Below are 19,692 nucleotides of genomic sequence, written 5' to 3'. Positions count from 1 at the left end.
ACGAGGTGGCCAACCAGCTCGTCACCCGAGACCACCGACGGCATGGTGCCCGACGTCGTGGGCAGCGACGACGCACCAGGCACGGTCCCCACCGCGGCACCACACGAACGGCTTCGACGGGAACCCCGCAAAGCGCGGACCCGACCTTGACTACTCTGGCGGTGTGACAACCGTCGGGGGCCGCTACACGCTGCTGGAGCGCGTCGGCAGCGGAGCGATGGGGGTGGTCTGGCGGGCGCGGGACCAGGTTCTGGCGCGCGAGGTCGCTGTCAAGCAGCTCGTCACCGGCGACCACCAGCGCGCCATGCGGGAAGCGCGCAACGCGGCGAGACTGCACCACCCGCACGCGATCGCGGTGTTCGACGTCGTCGGGGACGACGAGGAGCAGCCGTGGATCGTCATGGAGTACCTGCCGTCGCAGAGCCTCTCGGCGTTGCTCGCCGACAAGGGGCCCCTCAAGCCGGCCCAGGCCGCGCGGATCGGCGGGTTCATCGCCTCGGCGCTGTCCGCGGCGCACACCGCGGGGCTGGTGCACCGCGACATCAAGCCGGGCAACGTCCTGATCGGCCACGACGGCACGGTCAAGATCACCGACTTCGGCATCTCCAAGTCCAGCGGTGACGGCACGCTGACCGACACCGGCATGATCTCGGGCACCCCCGCCTACCTCGCACCCGAGGTGGCGCGCGGTGAGCACCCCGACGAGGCCTCCGACGTGTTCTCGCTCGGCGCCACGATCTACACGGCGATCGAGGGCGAGTCCGTCTACGGGCCCAGCGACAACAGCTTCGGCCTCATCTACCGGGCCGCGAGCGGGCAGCTGCGGGACGCCAAGAACGCGGGTGAGCTCACGCCGTTGCTGAACCGGCTGCTCGCCGCCGACCCGAAGGACCGGCCGACCGCGCAGGAGGCCGCCGACCTGCTGGCCGCCTCACCGCAGCCGTCGCAGCCGCTGGTGCTGCCGCCCGAGCTGCCCCGGCGCAAGCCGCCGAACCGGCGGATCCTGACCGTGCTGTCGCTCATCGGGCTGCTGGCGATCGGCGGTGGTGCGGCGGCCGCCTACTGGAACGGCACGGGCAACGACACCCCGGTCAACCAGAGCAGCTTCCCCAGGGACACCGGCGCCCGCTACTTCTCCGCCGCGGAGGCGGAGTCCTTCGTGCAGAACCACTACGCCGAGCTCCCGGCCAGGGCCGAGGTGGCGTGGCGCAACCTGCACGGCAAGGCCAGCGAGCCCGTGGACGTGTACCTGTCGCGCTGGTCGGGCTACCGGTCGGTCAAGTGCAACCCCTCCAGCACGCCCATCCGCTCGGACGGGCCGAACTGGGTGGTCACGGTCGACCTGAACCTCCAGACCACCGGCGGCCAGCTGCAGGCTGGCACCTACGAGGTCGTGGTCGCCGCGGTCAACAACGAGATGAAGATCGTCAGCATCATCCAAACGAGGTGAGCAGCAGCCAGAACGTGCCGCCGCCCACGACCAGGCCCATCGCCGTGCCGCCGAGCACCTGCCCGAGCGTGTGGTCGCCGAGCTGGACGCGCGACCACGACACCAGCGCGGCGGGCAGTGCGATCAGCAGCGGCCACGGGCCGTAGACGATCGCCAGCGTCACGACGGCGGCCCACGCCACGCCGGCGTGCAGCGAGATCTTCCACTTCAGCCCGAACGTGATCGCCATGCTGACGAGCAGCGAGGCGAACATGCTCCCGGCCAGCGCGAGCATGCTGGCCGGGGCGTCGCCCAGCAGCATGACCACGGTGCCGGCCGCGAGCGACGCACCCGCCGTGAGCAGCGGGACCAGCCGGCCCTCGCGGTTCGTGACGTGGTGGCCGTCCCACTTGCCCTTGCGCGCGCCGCGCACGATGACGGCCATGGGGATGACGGACGCCGTCACGGCGACGACGAGACCCCACAGCACCGTCTTCCACAGCCCGTCGGAGGCCGCGGCGACGATGAACGGCAGCAGGACGATCCAGACCCACGGCGCCAGCACCTCGGTGGCAGCGCGGGCGACCTTCGTGACCAAAGCCCCCGGGAACCCTTCAGACCAGTCGGCGGTCGGTGGCCCAGCGGGAGAGCTCGTACCGGTTGGAGAGCTGGGTCTTCCGCAGGACGCTCGACACGTGCGTCTCCACCGTCTTCACGCTGATGAACAGCTCGGACGCGATTTCCTTGTAAGCGTAGCCACGGGCCAGCAGCCGCAGGACGTCGCGTTCCCTGGGGGTCAGCAGGTCGAGCTCGGGGTCGCTGATCGGCGCGGCACCCGGCCGGTCGGCGAACGCGTCCAGGACGAACCCGGCGAGGCGCGGGGAGAACACCGCGTCGCCCTCGCTGACCCGCACGACCGCCTTGACCAGCTCCTGGCTGGAGATCGTCTTGGTGACGTACCCGCGCGCACCGGCGCGGATGACGTTGATGACGTCCTCGGCGGCGTCCGAGACCGACAGCGCGAGGAACGTGACCTCGGGGATCTTGGTCCGGATCTGCCGCAGCACCTCGGCGCCGCCGCCGTCGGGCATGTGCACGTCGAGCAGCACGACGTCCGGCTTGAGGTGGGCGATGCCCGCGACCGCTTCGCCGACGCCGCCCGCCTCGCCGACCACCTCGACCTCGTCGGTGATCGTGTCGAGCTCGGCACGCACCCCCGCGCGGAACAACGCGTGGTCGTCCACCAGGAACACCCTGACGCTCATGTCCTGGCCTCCGTCTTCCTCGGCATCTCGAGCTGCACCTCGGTCCCCTCACCGGGCGCGGTCCGCAGCCGCGCCTCGCCACCGTGCCTGCTCATCCTCCCCCGGATGCTGCCGGCGAGGCCATGCCGGTCCTCCGGCACGGTGTCGGGGTCGAAGCCCTTGCCCCGGTCGCGCACGAACACCGTCACCTTTTCGGGTTCCACCTCCGCGTACACGCTGACCTCGGCCACGCCCGCGTGCTTGGCCGCGTTGACGATCGCCTCCCGCGCCGCCTGCACCAGCGGGATCAGCCCGTCCTCCAGCTCGCAGTCGCCGACCACGACCTGCTGCACGGCGATGGCGAAGTCGTCCTCCACCTCGGCGCAGGCCTGGGCGATGGCCACGCTGACCGTCTGCGGCTGTTCGCCCACCTCACGGCCGTAGAGCCAGCTGCGCAGCTCCCGTTCCTGGCTGCGGGCCAGGCGCTTGACCTCGCGTGACGACTCGGCCTGCTTCTGGATGAGCGCAAGCGTTTGCAGCACGGAGTCGTGCAGGTGGGCGGCGATCTCGGCGCGTTCCTCGGTGCGGATGCGGGCCCGGCGCTCGGAGTCCAGGTCGCGCACCAGCCGCATCCACAGCGGCACGGTGAGCACGGCGACGCCGATCAGGGTCGCGAGCACGGAGAGCACGACCGTGGAAAGGTTCTGGAGGGAGTCGTTGGCGACCAGGAACGCGGCGACCCCCGCCACGACCAGGGCACCACCCGCCAGAGTCCGCACGATCCCCGTCTTCCCCTGGGCCATCGCCCCGTCACGCCACCGGCGCCGCTGGGCCTCGTCGGCCTCCCGCCACACGACGGCGGCCCCCACGAGCGCCACGGCGATCGGGCCGGTGATCCAGCCGCTCCAGCCGCTCGCACCGCCGTTGATCAGGCCGGTGAAGACCGCGACGCCGATGCCGACGGCCGCGAGCCCCACTGCCTGCTGCCACTCCTTGCGGTCCTGCTCGGTCTCGGGCTCCGCCACCGGCGACTGCGGGACGAACATCCACAGCAGCGCGTAGGCGATGATCCCCACACCGCTGAACGCGGCGAAGACGGCGAACACCAGGCGCACCCAGAAGACGGGTGCGCCCAGGTGGTTCGCCAGCCCGCTCGCGACGCCCGCGATCACCCGGCCGGTGCGGCGGCGGCGCATCGGCTCGATCCCTGCACTCACCACCTGATCGTCACACGTCCCGGCGGGTTGTTCATCAGGGATGACCCCGGTTCGCGGAATCAGGGCTGCTCCCTGATGTGGTTCGCGCTCCGGCAGCGCAACCTTGTCGTCGTGAGCGGGACTGAGAAGGCAATGCAGGGCGTGGCGGACACGCTCAGGGAGTTCTGGGCCCACCGGCCGGTGCGGCCCCGTGCAGGGCGGAAGCTCGGCGGCGTCGCCACCGGCATCGCCCTGCGCTACCAGATCGACCCGGTGATCGTGCGGATCGCCTTCGTCGCGCTCGCGCTGTCGGGCGGCGTCGGCCTGCCGCTGTACCTCGCGGGCTGGCTGGTGCTGCCGGAGGAGGGCGACGCGGTGTCGCCGCTGGAGGCGCTGGTCCACAAGGGACAGAGCGAGATGCCGCCGGCCAAGACGCTGTTCCTCGGCATCCTCATGTTCCCGGCGCTCGCCTTCACGTTCGGCAGCGGCGGCTTCCAGGTCGTCGTGACGCTGGCGGCGGCGGTCGGTGGCGTGTACCTGCTGCAGAAGAACCGGGGACACCTGCAGCCGGCGACGACGCTGGCCGAACCACCGCCGGTGCCACCGGTGCCGGGGGCACCGGCCTGGGACCCGCTGGGCGCCGCCCCGTTCGCGTGGGACCTGCCCGAACCGGCACCCGCCCCGGCCCCGCCCCCCGCACCGCGCCCGCGCAAGCCGCGGATCGGCCTGGCGACCCTGGGCGTGATGATGCTGGTGGTCGCCGGCTCCGCCATCGCGGCCCCGGTCGTGCCGTGGTTCACCGCGCCGCACGTCATCGGCCTGGCGATCGCCGTGCTGGCCGCGGGTCTGCTGGTCGGTGCCTTCACCGGCGGCGGTCGCGGCCTGGTGTGGCTGCTGGTCCCGCTGGCGGTGGTCGGCTTCGGCGTGACCGCCGTCGACTTCGACGGCCCCACCACGGTCAGCAGCATCTCCCCCACGCCCAAGACGCTCGACGAGGTGCAGGCGAAGTACTCGATCGGCGTCGGCAGCGTGCTCTTGGACCTGCGCGAACTGCCGGACTCCGGTTCGGTGCAGACCGCCGTGAACGCCGACCTGGGCGAGGTCGTCGTGCACGTGCCGAAGACCGCCGACGTCACGTTCACCTGCGACGCCACGTCCATCGGCGAGCTCGACTGCCTCGACCGCAAGGCGGAGGGCGGCGCCGTGCAGGTCGAGGGCAAGGACCTCGGCGACGACGGCGAAGGCGGCTTGAAGATCGACCTGGACGTTCGCACGAGCGTCGGAGAGGTGAGGGTGCTCCGTGGCTGAGCAGACTTCCGGACAGGCCGTGCGCCGCCGGATCGACGTGGTGGGCCTGGTGTTCGGCATCGGCGGGCTGCTGACAGCGGCCTACGTGCTGAGCGACGGGCGGTTCTGGTTCGACTTCCGGTGGGCGCTGGGAGGGACGGCGATCCTGGTGGGTGTGGTCCTGCTGACCAACTCACTGCGCCGACGGCAGCGCTGACCGAACGCGAGAGGCCCCCGGCGTCCTGCCGGGGGCCTCGTCACGTGGTCACTCCCACTCGATGGTGCCCGGCGGCTTCGACGTCACGTCGAGCACCACGCGGTTGACCTCCGCCACCTCGTTGGTGATCCGGGTCGAGATCCGCTCCAGCACCTCGTAGGGCAGGCGGGTCCAGTCGGCGGTCATGGCGTCCTCGGACGACACCGGGCGCAGCACGACCGGGTGGCCGTAGGTGCGGCCGTCGCCCTGGACGCCGACGCTGCGGACGTCCGCGAGCAGCACGACCGGGCACTGCCAGATCTGCCGGTCGAGGCCTGCCGCGGTGAGTTCCTCGCGGGCGATGGCGTCGGCCTGGCGCAGGGTGTCGAGGCGGTCCTGGGTGACCTCGCCGATGATGCGGATGCCGAGGCCGGGGCCGGGGAACGGCTGGCGCTGCACGATGGTCTCGGGCAGGCCGAGCTCGGTGCCGACGCGGCGGACCTCGTCCTTGAACAGCGCGCGCAGCGGTTCGACCAGCTCGAACTGCAGGTCGTCCGGCAGGCCGCCGACGTTGTGGTGCGACTTGATGTTCGCGGTGCCCGCGCCGCCGCCGGACTCGACGACGTCGGGGTAGAGGGTGCCCTGGACGAGGAAGCGGTAGTCGCCCTCGGCCTTGAGGTCGCGCTCGGCCTGTTCGAACACGCGGATGAACTCGCGGCCGATGATCTTGCGCTTCTCCTCCGGGTCCGTGACGCCGGCCAGGGCGGTCAGGAACCGCTCGCGGGCGTCCACGGTCACCAGGTTGATGCCCGTCGCGGCCACGTAGTCGCGCTCGACCTGGGCGCGCTCGCCGGAGCGCAGCAGGCCGTGGTCGACGAAGACGCAGGTGAGGCGGTCGCCGATGGCGCGCTGGACCAGGGCGGCGGCCACGGCGGAGTCGACGCCGCCGGACAGGCCGCAGATGGCCTTGCCGTCACCGATCTGCTCGCGGATGCGGGCGACCTGCTCGTCCACGATGGACGAGGTGGTCCACTGCGGGCGCAGGCCGGCGATGTCGTGCAGGAACCGGCGCAGCACCTCCTGGCCGTGCGGTGAGTGGTGCACCTCCGGGTGGTACTGCACACCGGCGAACCGGCGTTCGGTGTCCTCGAACGCGGCGACCGGGGCGCCCTCGCTGGTCGCGGTGACCGTGAAGCCCTCGGGGGCCTTGGTGACGGCGTCGCCGTGGCTCATCCACACCGGGTGGCTCGCGGGCAGCTCCGTGTGCAGCGCGCCCGCCTCCGCGGTGATGCCGAGGTCGGTGCGGCCGTACTCGCGGGTGCCGGTGTGCGCGACCTCGCCGCCGAGGGCGCGGGCCATCGCCTGGAAGCCGTAGCAGATGCCGAAGACCGGGACACCGGTCTCGAACAGCTTGGCGTCGACCTGCGGCGCGCCCTCTTCGTAGACGCTCGACGGGCCACCGGACAGCACGATGGCCAACGGGTTCTTGTCGAGGATCTCGCTCACCGTCGCGGTGTGCGGGACCACCTCGGAGTAGACCTGGGCCTCGCGGACGCGGCGGGCGATCAGCTGCGCGTACTGGGCGCCGAAGTCGACGACGAGAACAGGGCGGTTGCTGGTGTCGGACACGGCCTAAGGATGTCATGCGCCGCAGGTCGGGCGCCTACCGGTGGCCGGGTTGACCAGGTGTTCGAGACCGGACCACCAGACGTGGGAACGGGTTGCGGTCCCCGGTGAGGTTGGCCACGCGGGCGGACCCCGAAGGCAGTCGCGCGCTCAGCGGGTGCCAACCGGCGGTCAGGGCCTACCGTGAGCCCATGGACGCGTTCACGCCACAACCGAGGCCGTGCTGGATCGCCGGCCGTCCCGAACAGGGCGAGCAGGCGCTGGGTGTGTTCCACCCGTTCGACGGCACCGAGGTGGCCTCGGTCGCCGTACCGAGCCCTGACCAGGTGGAACGTGCCGTCGCCGCTGCCCACGCCGTGGCCCGCGAGTTCCGCAGAACACCGGCGCACGTGCGCGCGACCGCGTTGCAGCAGGTCGCGCAGGCCCTGACCGACCGCGCGGAGGAGATCGCCGAGACGATCACCGCCGAGAACGGCAAACCGCTCAAGTGGGCCGAGGTCGAGGTCCAGCGCGCGGTGAACACGTTCCGGTTCGCCGCCGAGGAGGCCCGCCGGTTCAGCGGCGAGGTGCAGCGGCTGGACACCGACGCGGGCGGCGAGGGCCGGATGGCGATCGTGCGCCACGTGCCGCGCGGTCCCGTGCTGGCGGTGGCACCGTTCAACTTCCCGCTCAACCTGGTGGCGCACAAGGTCGCGCCGGCGCTCGCGGTGGGTGCGCCGGTGGTTGTGAAACCCGCCTCGGCCACGCCGCTGAGCGCGTTGCTGCTGGGCGAGGTCCTCGCCCAGACCGACCTGCCGGAGGGCGCGTTCTCCGTGCTCCCGGTGCGGGGCAAGGACATGGAGAAGCTCGTCACCGACGAACGGCTGCCCGTCATCTCCTTCACCGGGTCGACGAAGGTCGGCTGGTCGCTGATGGACTCCGCGCCGCGCAAGCACGTCGTGATGGAGCTGGGCAGCAACGCCGCCGCCGTCGTCTGTCCTGATTGGACGGACCTGGACTTCGCGGCGCAGCGGATCGCGACGTTCGGCAACTACCAGGCCGGGCAGTCGTGCATCGCGGTGCAGCGGGTGGTCGTGGACCGGTCGGTGGCCGGGGAGTTCGTGCCGAAGCTCGTCGAGAAGGTCGCCGCGCTGCGGACCGGCGACCCGCACGATCCCGAGGTCGAGGTCGGGCCGCTGATCGACGAGGACAACGCGCGCCGCGTCGAGGAGTGGGTGCTGATGGCCGCCGACGCGGGCGCCAAGGTGCTCACCGGCGGCAAGCGCACCGGCGCGACGGTCGAGCCGACCGTGCTGACCGACGTGCCTCTGGACGCGAAGGTGTGGCGCGAGGAGGTCTTCGGGCCGGTGCTGGTGGTGTCCGTGGTCGACGGCGTCGAGGAGGCGTTCGCGCAGGTCAACGACTCGAAGTACGGGCTGCAGGCCGGGGTGTTCACCCGTGACGTGCAGGTCGCGTTCGAGGCGGCGGCCGAGCTGGAGGTCGGCGGCGTGATCATCGGTGACGTGCCGTCCTACCGCGCCGACCAGATGCCCTACGGCGGCGTGAAGGGCTCGGGCACCGGGCGCGAGGGCGTCCGGTCGGCGATGGAGGACTTCACCGAGGAACGGGTGACCGTCCTGACCGGAGTTCAGATCTAGGCACGGGATCGCGCTACAGCCCCTGGGCGAACGCGAGCACCCGGTCGGGGTCGTAGCGGCGGCGCACCTCCCGCAACCGCGGGAGGTTGCGGCCGTAGTAGGCCCTCGCCCAGTCCGGCATCTCCGGGTCCACGTAGTTGACGTACCCGGTGGTGCCGGTGCCGAGCCCGTCGCGCAACGACGCCAGGATCCGCCGGCCCTCCGCCTCGGTGCGGCCGTCCACGACGTTGACGTAGCACTGGGCACTGGCCTTGGCCCGCCGGTGCGGGAACGCGGTCGCGTCCGGTGTGACCCGGCCGAGCGCGCCGCCGAACGAGTCGAACTGGATGCGGTACCGGCTGCCGCCCCGCAGCAGCTCGTCGACGCGGGAGCCGGGCACGTGCTCGTAGGCCATCCGCGACGACGCCACGAACGCGGCACCGGTCTCGTCGCCGCCCGCGTAGAACCGCATGGCCTCCAGGTAGGTCAGCTCCTCGACGACCCGCTGCGTGCCCTTCGGCATCCGGTCGAGCAACGGGTGCAGGTCCTTCGCGGGACCGAGGTAGGTGCCGCCGACCGCGGTGCTGGTGGGCGTGCCGGAGAGCGTCTCGCAGATCGCCCACAGCTCGTCCGGGGCGTCGGCGAACCACTCCTGCCACGCGTCGACCACGTCGGCGGTCGCGCCGTCCGGGTACAGCAGCAGGAAGCGGGTGATGTCCGGCGCGGGCACGCTGCGGAAGGTGAACGACGTGACGATGCCGAAGTTGCCGCCGCCACCGCCGCGCAGCGCCCAGAACAGGCCGGGCTCGGAGTCCGCGGACGCCGTGCGCACGCAGCCGTCCGGCGTGACGATCCGCGCGCTGAGCAGGTTGTCGCAGGTCAGACCGTACTTGCGGCCGATCACGCCGATGCCGCCGCCGAGCGTGAGACCGCTGATGCCGACGGACTTGCAGGTGCCACCCGGCACCGCGCGGCCGCGTGCGCCGATGGTCTCGTAGAGGTCGCCGAGCCGGATGCCGCTGCCGACCCGCACGTCGGTGCCGCGGAAGCGCACGTCGTTCAACGCGCTCACGTCGACGACGAGGCCGTTCTCCGGCACCGAGTAGCCCGCGTAGCTGTGCCTGCCGCTGCGGGCGGCGACCGGGATGCTCTGGTGCGAGGCGAAGTCCAGGCACGCCTGCACGTCCTCGGTCCGCACGCACCGGGCGATCGCGGCCGGCCTGCGGTGGGCGTAGACCGTGTTGAACGGCAGCCGCAGCGCGTCGTAGCCGGTGTCCTGCGGCAGGACGAGCCGGTCGCCCAGCCTGCGCCGCAGTCTCCCCCAGTCCGTGTCCGCCGCGGCGGTGCCACCGATCCCCATGCCCGCGACCGCTAATCCGGTTCCCCGTAAGAAAGTCCTTCTGCTCATCCCCATGTGGTCCAGTTCACCAGCCCAGCGCGCGACGCGTCACCTCATCGCTCGCCGCGGTGCCGGCGACGTGACCGTCCGGCCTGATCAGGCGGCCGTCCCGCACCAGGAACCCCGGCCCGGCCACGCGAGATCCCGCGATCAGCTCGCCGCCATCCGTGGTCAGCGGGGAGTCGGTGTAGGCGAACGGGGTGAACAGCTTGCCCGAGTCGATGCCCTCACCGGACTCCAGCGCACGTTGTCGTTGCGCGCGCTCGTCGTCGTTGCCCGGCACCAGGAAGCGCATGGTGGCGCCGGTGATGCGCAGGTTCTCGTCGGCGGCGGCACCGCGTTCGACGTCGTAGGACCGCAAGAGACCCGGCCCGGCCTCGCCGTTGCGGTCAGCGGCGATCTTCCACGCCGCGTTGTCCGCGTCGCAGATCCCCGAGTTCAGGCCGCGCGCGCCGAACGGGCTCATGACGTGCGCCGCGTCGCCCGCGAGCAGGATCCGGCCGACGCGGAACGTCGCCGCTCGCCGCTGGTGGAAGCGGTACGTGGACTGCCAGACGACCTCGTACGGCTTGTCGCCGACGATCGCGCGGAGGTGGTCGTCGGTGAGCTCGACGTACTCGGCGACCTGCCAGTCGATCCGCCACACGCCGTCCGGTTGCGGGTGCAGCAACACCTGGCGGCCTGGGTTCCACGGCGGGTCGAAGTAGAAGCGGCGTTCCGGTGCCGGGAAGTCCAGGTCGACGCGCACGTCGGCGATGATGAACCGGTCGTCGAACGAGAAACCCTCGAACGGCACGCCGAGCAGCCGCCGCACGGTCGAGTGCGCGCCGTCCGCGGCGATGCAGTGGGTGCCGGCGATTCCGTCCGATGTGGACACACCGTCGGCGTCCTGGACCAGGCCGGTGACCTCGTGGCCGTAGCGCAGCTCGACCAACGGCTCGGCGCGGACCCGCTCCTCCAGGATGCGCTCCACGACGGTCTGCGGGGTGTTCACGAACGGCGGGAAGCCCGCTGCCGCCGGGAAGGTCAGGGTCGCCACCTCGCGGTCGCGGTGGTAGGTCCGGCCGGTGTACCAGGTGACGCCGGCGTCGGCCACGGCCTGCCCGGCGCCGACCCGTTCGAGGACCTCCAGCACGTCGCGCTGCACGCAGATCGACCGGCTGCCCACGCGGGACCGCTCGGTGGCCTTCTCCAGCACCACGCTGGGCACGCCGGCGCGGGCCAGCAGCAGCGCCGCCGTGAGCCCGACCGGGCCCGCACCGACGACCAGCACGGTCATTGCAGGGCGTCCCAGACGGCGCGGTCGCGGCGCGCGGTCCAGATCTCCGGCCAGTCCTTGCCGTCGCACTCGTCCCAGTAGCGCTGCACGTCGAACGGCAGGCAGTGCTCGAAGATCGGCCAGCGGCCGTACCGGGGCGCCAGGGTCTCGCGGGCCAGCTCGAAGGCCTGCTTGAGCGTGCCGCCCTCGGCGTGCACCCCGCCGACCGTGCGGCGCAGCTCGTCCAGGAAGTGCCGGCTCTGCGCGATCGCGGCCTCGACCTCGATCCGGTCGCGGGCCACCTTGCCGCGGCCACCCACCAGGACCTCGGCGCCGAGGTCCTCCACGTTGTCCAAAGTGGACGTCGCCCACTCGTCGTGGAACGCGTCACCGGTGTAGAGCGCGGCCTGCGACTCGACCAGGTCGCCCGCGAAGAGGATGCGCTGCTGCGGCAGCCACGCCACGACGTCGCCCGCAGTGTGGCCGCGGCCCAGGTGCTGCAGCACGAGGTCGCCGCGTTCGCCGCCGAGCGGGATGGTCATGCGGTCGGAGAACGTGAGCGTCGGCCAGGTCAGGCCGGGGATCTCGGCCGGCTGCTCGAACAGCCGCGGCATGCGGCCGTACTCGCTCTCCCAGTCCTGCCGGCCGCGTTCGGCGATCAGGACCCGCGTCATCTCGTGCGCCACGACCTCCTGCGCGTCGAACGCGCTGGCGCCCAGCGTGCGGACGGCGTGGTAGTGGCTCAGCACGAGGTAGCGGACCGGCTTCCTCGTGTGCTCGCGCAGGGTCGCGAGCCAGCGGCGCGCGGCCGCGGGGGTGGCGCGCGCCTCGAAGCAGATCAGGAAGTCGTCGGCCTCGATCGCACCGACGTTGGGGTCGCCTTCGGCGGTCAGGGTGTAGACGCCCTCGGCGAGCTCGACGAAGACCTCGTCCTTGTCGGCGAGGTCCGCGCTGGAAGCGAACGGCTTCTTGGCCATGCCTCCACGGTAGCCAAAGTGATCGAGGTCAGGACACCTCCACGATCGGCAACCGCAGCGCGGCCGGGGCCTGCTCGGGAACCGCAGGGGTGCGCGGCTTCGCCGGGTTGATCCGCCGGTACGGCTCGCCCTGCGCCGGCCGCTGGTCCCGCTCGCCCTTGTTCGGCCAGAGCGAGAACGCCCGCTCCGCCTGCGCGGTGATGGTGAGCGACGGGTTCACGCCGAGGTTGGCGCTGATCGCCGCACCGTCCACAACGGACAGACCGGGGTAGCCGTGGACCCGGTGGTACGGGTCGATCACGCCCTCGGCCGGGGTGCTGGAGATGGCGCAGCCGCCGATGAAGTGCGCGGTCAGCGGGATGTTGAACAGCTCGCCCCAGGTGCCGCCGGCGATGCCGTCGATGTGCTCGGCCGCGAGCAGGTTGGCCCGGTGGCCGGCCGGGATGAACGCCGGGTTGGGCTCGCCGTGGCCCTGCTCGCTGGTGAGCTTGCCGCGCTTGAGGAACGTGGTGATGGAGTTGTCGAGGCTCTGCATCACCAGCAGGATCACCGTGCGCTCGCTCCACCGGTGCACGCTGAGCAGCCGCAGCAGCTTGAGCGGGTGCTTGACCGCTTCGCGCAGGAACTGCAGCCACCTCGGCACGCTCGCCGAGCCGTCGGTGGCGAGCGTCTGCAGCAGGCCCATGGCGTTGCTGCCCTTGCCGTACCGGACGGGCTCGATGTGCGTGATCTCGTCGGGGTGGATCGAGCTCGTGATCGCGACACCCCTGGTGAAGTCGTTCTGCGGGTCCACGGTGTACCGCCCGGCCCCGATGATCGCCTCGGAGTTGGTGCGGGTGAGCTCGCCGAGCTTGGCCGAGATCTTCGGCAGCGTGGTGGCCCTGGCCCGGTGGAGCAGCTGCTGCGTGCCCCAGGTGCCGGCCGCGACCACGACCTGGTCGGCGGTGAACGTGGCCCTGGCGTGGCCACCGGTCTGCTTGGCCTGGACCGTCCACCGGCCACCGGACTCGCTCAGCCCGGTCACCGTGGTCAGCGGGAAGACCTTCGCCCCGAGCTGTTCCGCGAGGTAGAGGTAGTTCTTGACCAGCGTGTTCTTGGCGCCGACCCGGCAGCCGGACATGCAGCTGCCGCACTCGGTGCAGCCGGTCCTGGCCGGTCCCGCACCACCGAAGTAGGGGTCCTCGGCCGGCTTGCCGGGTTCGCCGAAGAAGACGCCGACGGGCGTGGGGTGGTAGCTGTCCTCGACGCCCATGTCCTTAGCGACCTTCCGCATGACGACGTCGCTCGGTGTCGTGGTCGGGTTCGTGACCACGCCCAGCATCCGGCTCGCCTGGTCGTAGAACGGGTCGAGCTCGGCCTGCCAGTCGGTGATGTGCGCCCACTGCCGGTCCTCGTAGAACGGCTTGAGCGGCCGGTACAGCGTGTTCGCGTACACCAGGCTGCCGCCGCCGACGCCCGCCCCGGCCAGCACCATCACGTTGCGCAGCAGGTGGATGCGCTGGATTCCGAAGCACCTGAGCTGCGGCGCCCACAGGTACCTCTTCAGGTCCCAGCTGGTCTTCGCGAACTCGTCGTCGGCGAAGCGACGGCCGGCTTCGAGCACGGCGACGCGATAGCCCTTCTCGGTCAGCCGGAGCGCGGCCACGCTCCCGCCGAACCCGGAGCCGACGATGACGACGTCGAAGTTACCGGCGAGTTCACCCATGTACCGGAGAGTAGGCGTTACTTCGGGTAACGCCTAGTCCCCCATCGATTCAGAGTCAGAGGACCAGGCCCTCGATGACCCAGACCGAGAACGCCACGACCAACGCCATGATCACCAGTCCACCGCAGATGAACAGCGCGAGGGCCTTCCAGCCGATGCTGTTCTCGTCAGCGGTCTCCTCCTGCACCTCGTCGACCTCGGGCTCCTCGACCGTGTCGACGCTGCTGTTGTCCTTGCCGAACAGGGCATCCAGTTCCACGCACTACAGGACGCACGGGACACCGGTTCGGTTGCAAGATCAGCTCTGCGCCCAGGCCGCGACCGGGAGGCTGAGGTAGACGCCCACGTCGAGCAGGCCGGTGGCGTTCACGACGGCCGTGCACAGACCGTCGACCCGGTCCTGCCGGTTGGCCGCGCGGCTCTCGAACCACTTCGACCTGACCTCGACGACGATGTCCATGCCGGTCGAGTCGAACGGTCCGCGCGGCCGGAAGCGCAGCTCGACGTCACCGGGCTGGAGGTTGCCGTCGTAGGGCTCCTCCGGGCATTCGACCGCCACCGAGACGGCGTGCGGGAGCGTCGCGGCGAGGTCCTTGAGCAGGGCGTGGGGGATGTGGGGGGCGTACGTGATCTCGACGAGCGGCACGGGACCCAGCAAAGCAGAAGGGCGCGTCCCAACCGGAACGCGCCCTTCCGCAGCAGACGACTAGCCCCGGATGGTCAAGCCGACCTTCTGGAACTCCTTGAGGTCCGAGTAACCGGTCTTCGCCATGGCCCTCTTGAGCGCGCCGAACAGGTTCGTCACGCCGCGCGGGTCCGACGACGGCCCGAACAGCAAGGTGCGCAGGTCGAGCTCCTGGTCCACGGCCTCGGCGACGAGGCTGCGCGGCACCGACGGGTGCGCCGACGACGCGGTCCAGTACAGGCCCTGACCGGGTGCCTCGGTCGCGGCGGCGAGCGGCTCGCCGAGCATCACGGCGTCCGCACCGCAGGCGATGGCCTTCGCGACCTCGCCGGAGGTCTGCATGCCGCCGTCGGCGATGACGTGCACGTACCGGCCACCGGTCTCGTCGAGGTAGTCGCGGCGGGCAGCCGCCGCGTCCGAGATGGCCGTGGCCATCGGCACGCCGATGCCCAGCACCGAGTCCGTGGTCGTGACGCCGGGCGAGTAGCCGTAGCCGACGATCACGCCCGCCGCGCCGGTGCGCATGAGGTGCATGGCCGTGCGGTAGTCGCCGACACCGCCGGCGATCACCGGGACGTCGAGGTCCGCGATGAACGACTTCAGGTTCAGCGGCTCACCGTCGCGCGACACGTGCTCGGCCGAGATGATCGTGCCCTGCACGACCAGGATCTCGACGCCCGCGGCCAGCAGGTCCGGGGTGAGCTCGGCGGCGCGCTGCGGGCTGACCCGCGCCGCCACCGTGACGCCCGACTCGCGGATCTGCTTGATCGCCTCGGCGATGAGGTCCATCCGCAGCGGGGCGGCGTGCAGCTCCTGCAGCACCTTGACCGCCGCTGCCGGGTCGTCGCTGTCCTCGGTGGCCTGCACGAGGCGGAACAACGCCTCGTCCACGTCACCGTGGCGGGCCCAGAGGCCCTCGGCGTTGAGCACGCCGAGTCCGCCCAGCTCGCCGATCGCGACCGCCGTGCCCGGCGACACGATCGCGTCCGTCGGGTGTGTGATCAGCGGGATGTCGAAGCGGTAGGCATCGATCTGCCACGTCGTGGAGACGTCCTTCGACGACCTCGTCCGACGCGACGGGATGATCTCGATGTCGTCCAGCTCGTAGGCCCGCCTCGCGGTCCGGCCCATGCCGATCTCGACCAGATCGCGCACCTGTTGTTCTCCTTCGTCCGGGGGTCTGGGGGCCGCCCCCAGAGAAAACACGGCGGGCGAGCGTGGTCCGCGCTTTCCGCGGACGCACCTCACCCCTGAGCGAACAGCCGACAGACCTTAACGGGTCGTGTAGTTCGGGGCCTCGACGGTCATGGTGATGTCGTGCGGGTGCGACTCCTTGAGCCCCGCCGCGGTGATGCGCACGAGCTGCGCGTCCTGCAGCTCCGCGATCGTGCGGGAGCCCGTGTAGCCCATCGCCGCGCGCAGACCGCCGTTGAGCTGGTGCACGACCTGCGACAGCGGGCCGCGGAACGGCGTGCGGCCCTCGATGCCCTCCGGGACCAGCTTGTCCTCGTTGAGCACGTCGTCCTGGAAGTAGCGGTCCTTCGAGAACGACTTGTTCTCGCCGCGCGACTGCATCGCCGCCAGCGAGCCCATGCCGCGGTAGGTCTTGAACTGCTTGCCGTTGACCAGGATCAGGTCGCCGGGCGCCTCCTGGGTGCCCGCGAGCAGCGAGCCGAGCATCACGGCGGACGCGCCGGCCGCGATGGCCTTCGCGATGTCGCCGGAGTACTGGATGCCGCCGTCGCCGATCACCGGCACACCCGCCGGGCGGCACGCGAGGGACGCCTCGTAGATCGCGGAGATCTGCGGCACGCCGACACCCGCGACGACGCGCGTGGTGCAGATCGAGCCCGGCCCGACACCGACCTTGACGCCGTCCGCGCCCGCGTCGATCAGCGCTTGGGCGCCGGCCCGCGTCGCGATGTTGCCGCCGACGACGTCCGTCGAGTCGCCGAGCTCCTTCTTGATGCGCGCGACCATCTCCAGCACGCCGCGCGAGTGGCCGTGCGCCGTGTCGACCATCAGCACGTCCACGCCGGCGTCCGCGAGCGTCATCGCGCGCACGAACGAGTCCTCTCCCACGCCCACGGCGGCGGCGCACAGCAGGCGGCCGTCCGGGTCCTTGGTGGCGTTCGGGTACTGCTCGGTCTTCACGAAGTCCTTGACCGTGATCAGGCCCTTGAGCTTGCCGTCACCGTCGACGATCGGCAGCTTCTCGACCTTGTGCCGGCGCAGCAGCCCCAGCGCGGCCTCGGCCGACACGCCGACCTGCGCCGTGACCAGCGGGCCGTTGGTCATGACCTCGCTGACCTTCTTGGAGTGGTCGAGCTCGAACCGCATGTCGCGGTTCGTGATGATGCCCACCAGCTTGTTGTTCGAGTCGGTCACCGGCACGCCGGAGATCCGGTAACGCGCGCACAGCGCGTCGACCTCGGCGAGCGTGGCGTCCGGCGAGCACGTGACCGGGTCGGTGACCATGCCGGCCTCGGACCGCTTCACGGTCTCCGCCTGCCGGGCCTGGTCCTCGACGCTGAGGTTGCGGTGCAGCACGCCGATGCCGCCCTGCCGCGCCATCGAGATCGCCATCCGGCCCTCGGTGACGGTGTCCATGGCGGCACTGGCCAGCGGAACCTTGAGGCTGATGTTGCGCGAGATCCTGGTGCTCGTGTCGACGCCGCTCGGGACGACGTCCGACTCGGCAGGCAGCAGGAGCACGTCGTCGAAGGTCAATCCCAGCATCGCGAACTTGCTCGGGACTCCGTCAGCGTTGAGCTCGCTGGTCATGGCGGGTGGCTTGCCTTCCGTCGTGCGGCACCTCCCGTCCCTGCGTCCGGTTTCCGCAGGCGGAGGCGGTGCTGCCCATGGTATCTGGACGTATCCCGGGGTACGGCGGGTACCGTGCGGGGTCGTGCCGCACGACGCGTTGCCACCAGACCCCTTCGCGGGCGACCCCGAGGACCCCGCGCGCGCTCTCGGTGAGCCCGACCACCACGACCACGACCCGATGGACGACGAGGAACGCGCCGAGCTGGTCAGCGACCTCAGCGACCTGGCCGTCTACCAGGCCCTCCTCGAACACAGGGGCGTTCGCGGCATCGTCGTGGACTGCGGCGAGTGCCAGGAACCGCACTTCCACGACTGGGCGTTGCTGCGCGCCTCGCTCGAACAGCTCCTCGCCGACGGCCGGATGCGGCCGCACGAGCCGGCGTTCGACCCGGATCCGGGTGCGTACGTGAGCTGGGAGTACTGCCGCGGGTACGCGGACGGGGTGACGGCGACGGAGTCGGCTCGCTGACCTCTGCCCGAAATGTCCGGTTTTTCACCCGGACGAGGTGACCGAGGTCGCGGGGTGACGTTGGTCGCGCCCGGTCAGCCCGCCTCCGGCGGTTCCCGGTGACCGGCTGCCGCCGAACGGCCCATCCGGGTCACCCGAAATCCATTCCACCTGACGTGTGAACGCCCCTGACCTCGGCGAAGTCAGGGGCGTTCACAGCACGTCTCAGTTGGTTCCGGTTCCCTCGTTCACGCTGGTGACCCCGTTGGAACCCTGGGTCTCCCCCGGTGCGGGCGGAGGCGGCGGGGGTTCCTCGCCGTTCGACGTCGGGTCCGGCGGCGGAGGGGTCTCCGACGACGGGGACGTGGGCGGCGTGGTGGTCGAGGGCGCTGTCGTCGGCGTCGAGGACGGCGTCGTCGGCTTGGCGCTGGTCTCGGTCGGCTTGGTCACAACGGGCGGTGGCGTCGTGGGTGACGTCACCGACGTGTTCGTGCCCAGCTGCTTCTCGAGCTCCTTGTGCTTCTCCTCCAGCTGGGCCTTGCCGTCGTCGGTGTTGACGGAGCCCAGACTGGCCTCGATCTTGTTCAGCTTCTCGCGGGCCTCGGTCACCTTGCCCTCGCGCAGCGCGAGGCGGGCCGACTCCAGGTCGGTGTTGATGATGGCCGCGGCCTCGATCGACTTCGCGTGCTCGGAGTAGAGCACGCGGGTGAGACCCCAGAGCGCGTCGCCCGGCTGGGCGTCGCGGGCCACGAGGCTCACGCCGGTGAACGCGATGGCCAGCACGGCCGCGGCGCTCGCCAGCGGGATCAGGAAGCGGTGCCTGCTCACCGGCTGCGGACGGGCAGCCTGGATCGTGGCGATGGCGGTCTCGGTGTCGACGAGCTCCCCGAAGGGCTCGGTCTCCACCTCGTGCCGCCACGCGAGCAGCAACGCGTTCAGCTCGTCGTCGACCAGCGCGCCGGCCGCACCCGGAGTCGCGGACCCCAGCGCGTCCAGCAGCCGGTCATCGGCCTGTACAGCCGAAAGATCGTCTGCGACGGGCTCGTGCGGGGCTCTGTCGTCCTGTCCGCGCACTTCCTCGTCGTCCTTCCCGTGTTCGTCGGCCACTCAGACCACCTCCTCCGCTGCCAGCGACTTGCGGAGCCGAGCCAGCGCACGGTGTTGCGCCACCCGGACCGCACCCGGCGTCGAACCGACCGCCTCGGCAGTTTCCTCGGCGGAGAGTCCGACCACCACCCTCAACAGCAGGATCTCCCGCTGCTTCTCCGGCAGGACGCGCAACAGGACCGCCATCCGGCCGGAGAGCTCGCCCTGAAGGGCCCGTTGCTCAGGACCAGCTCCGGTCTCCGGCGCGTCGGGAACTTCGGGAACGGGCTCCGAGCGGTTCCTGGCGGCAGACCGATGTGCGTCGGCGACCTTGTGCGCCGCGATCCCGTAGACGAACGCGAGGAAGGGCCGACCCTGGTCGCGGTAGCTGGGCAATGCCGTGAGCACCGCGAGACACACCTCCTGGGCCACATCGTCCGCCGAAGCGAAGCTCCGCTCCTGCCTGCCAACTCTGGCGCGGCAGTACCGCACCACCAGAGGACGAATGGAGGCCAGCAGGCGTTCGATCGCCCGGCGGTCACCGTCGACGGCCGCGCCCACTTCGGCGTCCAGTCCGTCCCCCAAGTTGGTCATCGCAGACAACAGCCCTGGTGTTACTCGTTGGCGTACCGGCAGGGAACAACACGAGTCACTCACGGCGACTCGAAGCAGCAACCCTCACCGTACCGGTCAGCGGGCCGTCCGTTCATCAAC

General features: G+C 71.1%; 19 protein-coding genes. 5 read left to right on the top strand and 14 right to left on the bottom strand.

From position 1 onward, the window contains the following. Window positions 1–163: 163 nt before the first annotated feature. Window positions 164–1,450, top strand: coding sequence for a serine/threonine-protein kinase (locus ACZ7CF_RS17950; RefSeq protein WP_360395845.1), 1,287 nt, complete (start codon window positions 164–166; stop codon window positions 1,448–1,450). Here the strand turns inward: ACZ7CF_RS17950 and ACZ7CF_RS17945 are convergent. Genes ACZ7CF_RS17945 through ACZ7CF_RS17935 form a run of 3 tightly spaced genes read right to left on the bottom strand, consistent with a single transcriptional unit; the run spans window position 1,434 to window position 3,932 of the window. Then, on the bottom strand, window positions 1,434–2,027 hold the full coding sequence (locus ACZ7CF_RS17945) for a phosphatase PAP2 family protein (RefSeq protein ID WP_360395843.1): 594 nt from the start codon (window positions 2,025–2,027) through the stop codon (window positions 1,434–1,436). The two genes, ACZ7CF_RS17950 and ACZ7CF_RS17945, sit on opposite strands and share 17 nt — an antisense overlap. A gap of 16 nt (window positions 2,028–2,043) precedes the next feature. After that, window positions 2,044–2,694, bottom strand: coding sequence for a response regulator transcription factor (locus tag ACZ7CF_RS17940; RefSeq protein WP_360395841.1), 651 nt, complete (start codon window positions 2,692–2,694; stop codon window positions 2,044–2,046). Continuing rightward, complete coding sequence (locus tag ACZ7CF_RS17935; protein ID WP_458434299.1) at window positions 2,691–3,932, bottom strand: ATP-binding protein; 1,242 nt, start codon at window positions 3,930–3,932, stop codon at window positions 2,691–2,693. Before ACZ7CF_RS17935 ends, ACZ7CF_RS17940 begins: the two co-directional genes overlap by 4 nt. Before the next feature lie 69 nt (window positions 3,933–4,001). Between ACZ7CF_RS17935 and ACZ7CF_RS17930 the strand changes: the two genes are divergently transcribed. Both ACZ7CF_RS17930 and ACZ7CF_RS17925 read left to right on the top strand, forming a co-directional pair. Next, a complete protein-coding gene (locus ACZ7CF_RS17930; protein WP_360395839.1) occupies window positions 4,002–5,177 on the top strand; it encodes a PspC domain-containing protein in 1,176 nt (391 codons plus the stop codon). Continuing rightward, window positions 5,170–5,373: a hypothetical protein gene (locus ACZ7CF_RS17925; RefSeq protein ID WP_360395838.1), complete on the top strand. Its 204-nt coding sequence runs from the start codon at window positions 5,170–5,172 to the stop codon at window positions 5,371–5,373. Before ACZ7CF_RS17930 ends, ACZ7CF_RS17925 begins: the two co-directional genes overlap by 8 nt. A 48-nt stretch (window positions 5,374–5,421) precedes the next feature. Here ACZ7CF_RS17925 and guaA read toward each other — a convergent pair whose 3' ends face one another. Next, on the bottom strand, window positions 5,422–6,981 hold the full coding sequence (gene guaA / locus ACZ7CF_RS17920) for a glutamine-hydrolyzing GMP synthase (RefSeq protein WP_470370045.1): 1,560 nt from the start codon (window positions 6,979–6,981) through the stop codon (window positions 5,422–5,424). Between the two features lie 188 nt (window positions 6,982–7,169). Here guaA and ACZ7CF_RS17915 point away from each other — a divergent pair, with 188 nt between their 5' ends. Then, window positions 7,170–8,615, top strand: coding sequence for an aldehyde dehydrogenase family protein (locus ACZ7CF_RS17915; protein ID WP_458430208.1), 1,446 nt, complete (start codon window positions 7,170–7,172; stop codon window positions 8,613–8,615). Between the two features lie 13 nt (window positions 8,616–8,628). On the opposite strand, the gene ACZ7CF_RS17910 is transcribed toward ACZ7CF_RS17915, so the two are convergent. From ACZ7CF_RS17910 to guaB, 8 genes are all read right to left on the bottom strand, one after another. Beyond that, window positions 8,629–9,954, bottom strand: a complete 1,326-nt coding sequence (locus tag ACZ7CF_RS17910) for an FAD-binding oxidoreductase (protein ID WP_470370044.1) — start codon at window positions 9,952–9,954, stop codon at window positions 8,629–8,631. Window positions 9,955–10,018: 64 nt separating this feature from the next. Beyond that, on the bottom strand, window positions 10,019–11,272 hold the full coding sequence (locus ACZ7CF_RS17905) for an FAD-dependent monooxygenase (protein ID WP_470370043.1): 1,254 nt from the start codon (window positions 11,270–11,272) through the stop codon (window positions 10,019–10,021). Next, window positions 11,269–12,228 carry an MBL fold metallo-hydrolase gene (locus ACZ7CF_RS17900; RefSeq protein ID WP_470370042.1) on the bottom strand — a complete coding sequence of 320 codons (960 nt, stop codon included), beginning with the start codon at window positions 12,226–12,228 and terminating at the stop codon, window positions 11,269–11,271. The genes ACZ7CF_RS17905 and ACZ7CF_RS17900 overlap by 4 nt, the downstream gene beginning before the upstream one ends. Window positions 12,229–12,256: 28 nt before the next feature. Then, the gene (locus ACZ7CF_RS17895; protein ID WP_470370041.1) at window positions 12,257–13,933 is read right to left on the bottom strand and encodes an FAD-dependent oxidoreductase; all 1,677 of its coding nucleotides are present in this window, start codon (window positions 13,931–13,933) and stop codon (window positions 12,257–12,259) included. 55 nt (window positions 13,934–13,988) lie between these two features. After that, entirely contained in the window at window positions 13,989–14,192 is a 204-nt protein-coding gene (locus ACZ7CF_RS17890; RefSeq protein ID WP_360395820.1) for a hypothetical protein, read from the bottom strand. 39 nt (window positions 14,193–14,231) lie between these two features. Then, complete coding sequence (locus ACZ7CF_RS17885) at window positions 14,232–14,579, bottom strand: hypothetical protein (RefSeq protein ID WP_360395818.1); 348 nt, start codon at window positions 14,577–14,579, stop codon at window positions 14,232–14,234. A gap of 60 nt (window positions 14,580–14,639) precedes the next feature. Then, the gene (locus ACZ7CF_RS17880) at window positions 14,640–15,773 is read right to left on the bottom strand and encodes a GuaB3 family IMP dehydrogenase-related protein (protein ID WP_360395816.1); all 1,134 of its coding nucleotides are present in this window, start codon (window positions 15,771–15,773) and stop codon (window positions 14,640–14,642) included. A gap of 117 nt (window positions 15,774–15,890) precedes the next feature. Next, window positions 15,891–17,402: an IMP dehydrogenase gene (gene guaB, locus ACZ7CF_RS17875; protein ID WP_470370040.1), complete on the bottom strand. Its 1,512-nt coding sequence runs from the start codon at window positions 17,400–17,402 to the stop codon at window positions 15,891–15,893. A 124-nt stretch (window positions 17,403–17,526) separates the two neighbouring features. Here guaB and ACZ7CF_RS17870 point away from each other — a divergent pair, with 124 nt between their 5' ends. After that, complete coding sequence (locus ACZ7CF_RS17870) at window positions 17,527–17,913, top strand: DUF5319 domain-containing protein (RefSeq protein ID WP_360395812.1); 387 nt, start codon at window positions 17,527–17,529, stop codon at window positions 17,911–17,913. A gap of 204 nt (window positions 17,914–18,117) precedes the next feature. Here ACZ7CF_RS17870 and ACZ7CF_RS17865 read toward each other — a convergent pair whose 3' ends face one another. After that, on the bottom strand, window positions 18,118–18,999 hold the full coding sequence (locus ACZ7CF_RS17865; protein WP_360395810.1) for an anti-sigma-D factor RsdA: 882 nt from the start codon (window positions 18,997–18,999) through the stop codon (window positions 18,118–18,120). Continuing rightward, the gene (locus tag ACZ7CF_RS17860; RefSeq protein ID WP_360396063.1) at window positions 19,000–19,572 is read right to left on the bottom strand and encodes a sigma-70 family RNA polymerase sigma factor; all 573 of its coding nucleotides are present in this window, start codon (window positions 19,570–19,572) and stop codon (window positions 19,000–19,002) included. Between the last annotated feature and the right edge of the window lie 120 nt (window positions 19,573–19,692).

Source organism: Lentzea sp. NPDC036955, assembly GCF_055608005.1.
The sequence above is the reverse complement of the archived record's forward strand: the minus strand, read 5'-3'. Positions and strand labels throughout refer to the sequence as shown.

Coding starts and splice junctions, on each gene's coding strand:
- ACZ7CF_RS17900 (WP_470370042.1), bottom strand. CDS start 12,228: ATGGCCAAGAAGCCGTTCGCTTCCAGCGCGGACCTCGCCGACAAGGAC.
- guaB (WP_470370040.1), bottom strand. CDS start 17,402: ATGACCAGCGAGCTCAACGCTGACGGAGTCCCGAGCAAGTTCGCGATG.
- ACZ7CF_RS17910 (WP_470370044.1), bottom strand. CDS start 9,954: ATGGGGATCGGTGGCACCGCCGCGGCGGACACGGACTGGGGGAGACTG.
- ACZ7CF_RS17895 (WP_470370041.1), bottom strand. CDS start 13,933: ATGGGTGAACTCGCCGGTAACTTCGACGTCGTCATCGTCGGCTCCGGG.
- ACZ7CF_RS17860 (WP_360396063.1), bottom strand. CDS start 19,572: ATGACCAACTTGGGGGACGGACTGGACGCCGAAGTGGGCGCGGCCGTC.
- ACZ7CF_RS17915 (WP_458430208.1), top strand. CDS start 7,170: ATGGACGCGTTCACGCCACAACCGAGGCCGTGCTGGATCGCCGGCCGT.
- ACZ7CF_RS17905 (WP_470370043.1), bottom strand. CDS start 11,272: ATGACCGTGCTGGTCGTCGGTGCGGGCCCGGTCGGGCTCACGGCGGCG.
- ACZ7CF_RS17940 (WP_360395841.1), bottom strand. CDS start 2,694: ATGAGCGTCAGGGTGTTCCTGGTGGACGACCACGCGTTGTTCCGCGCG.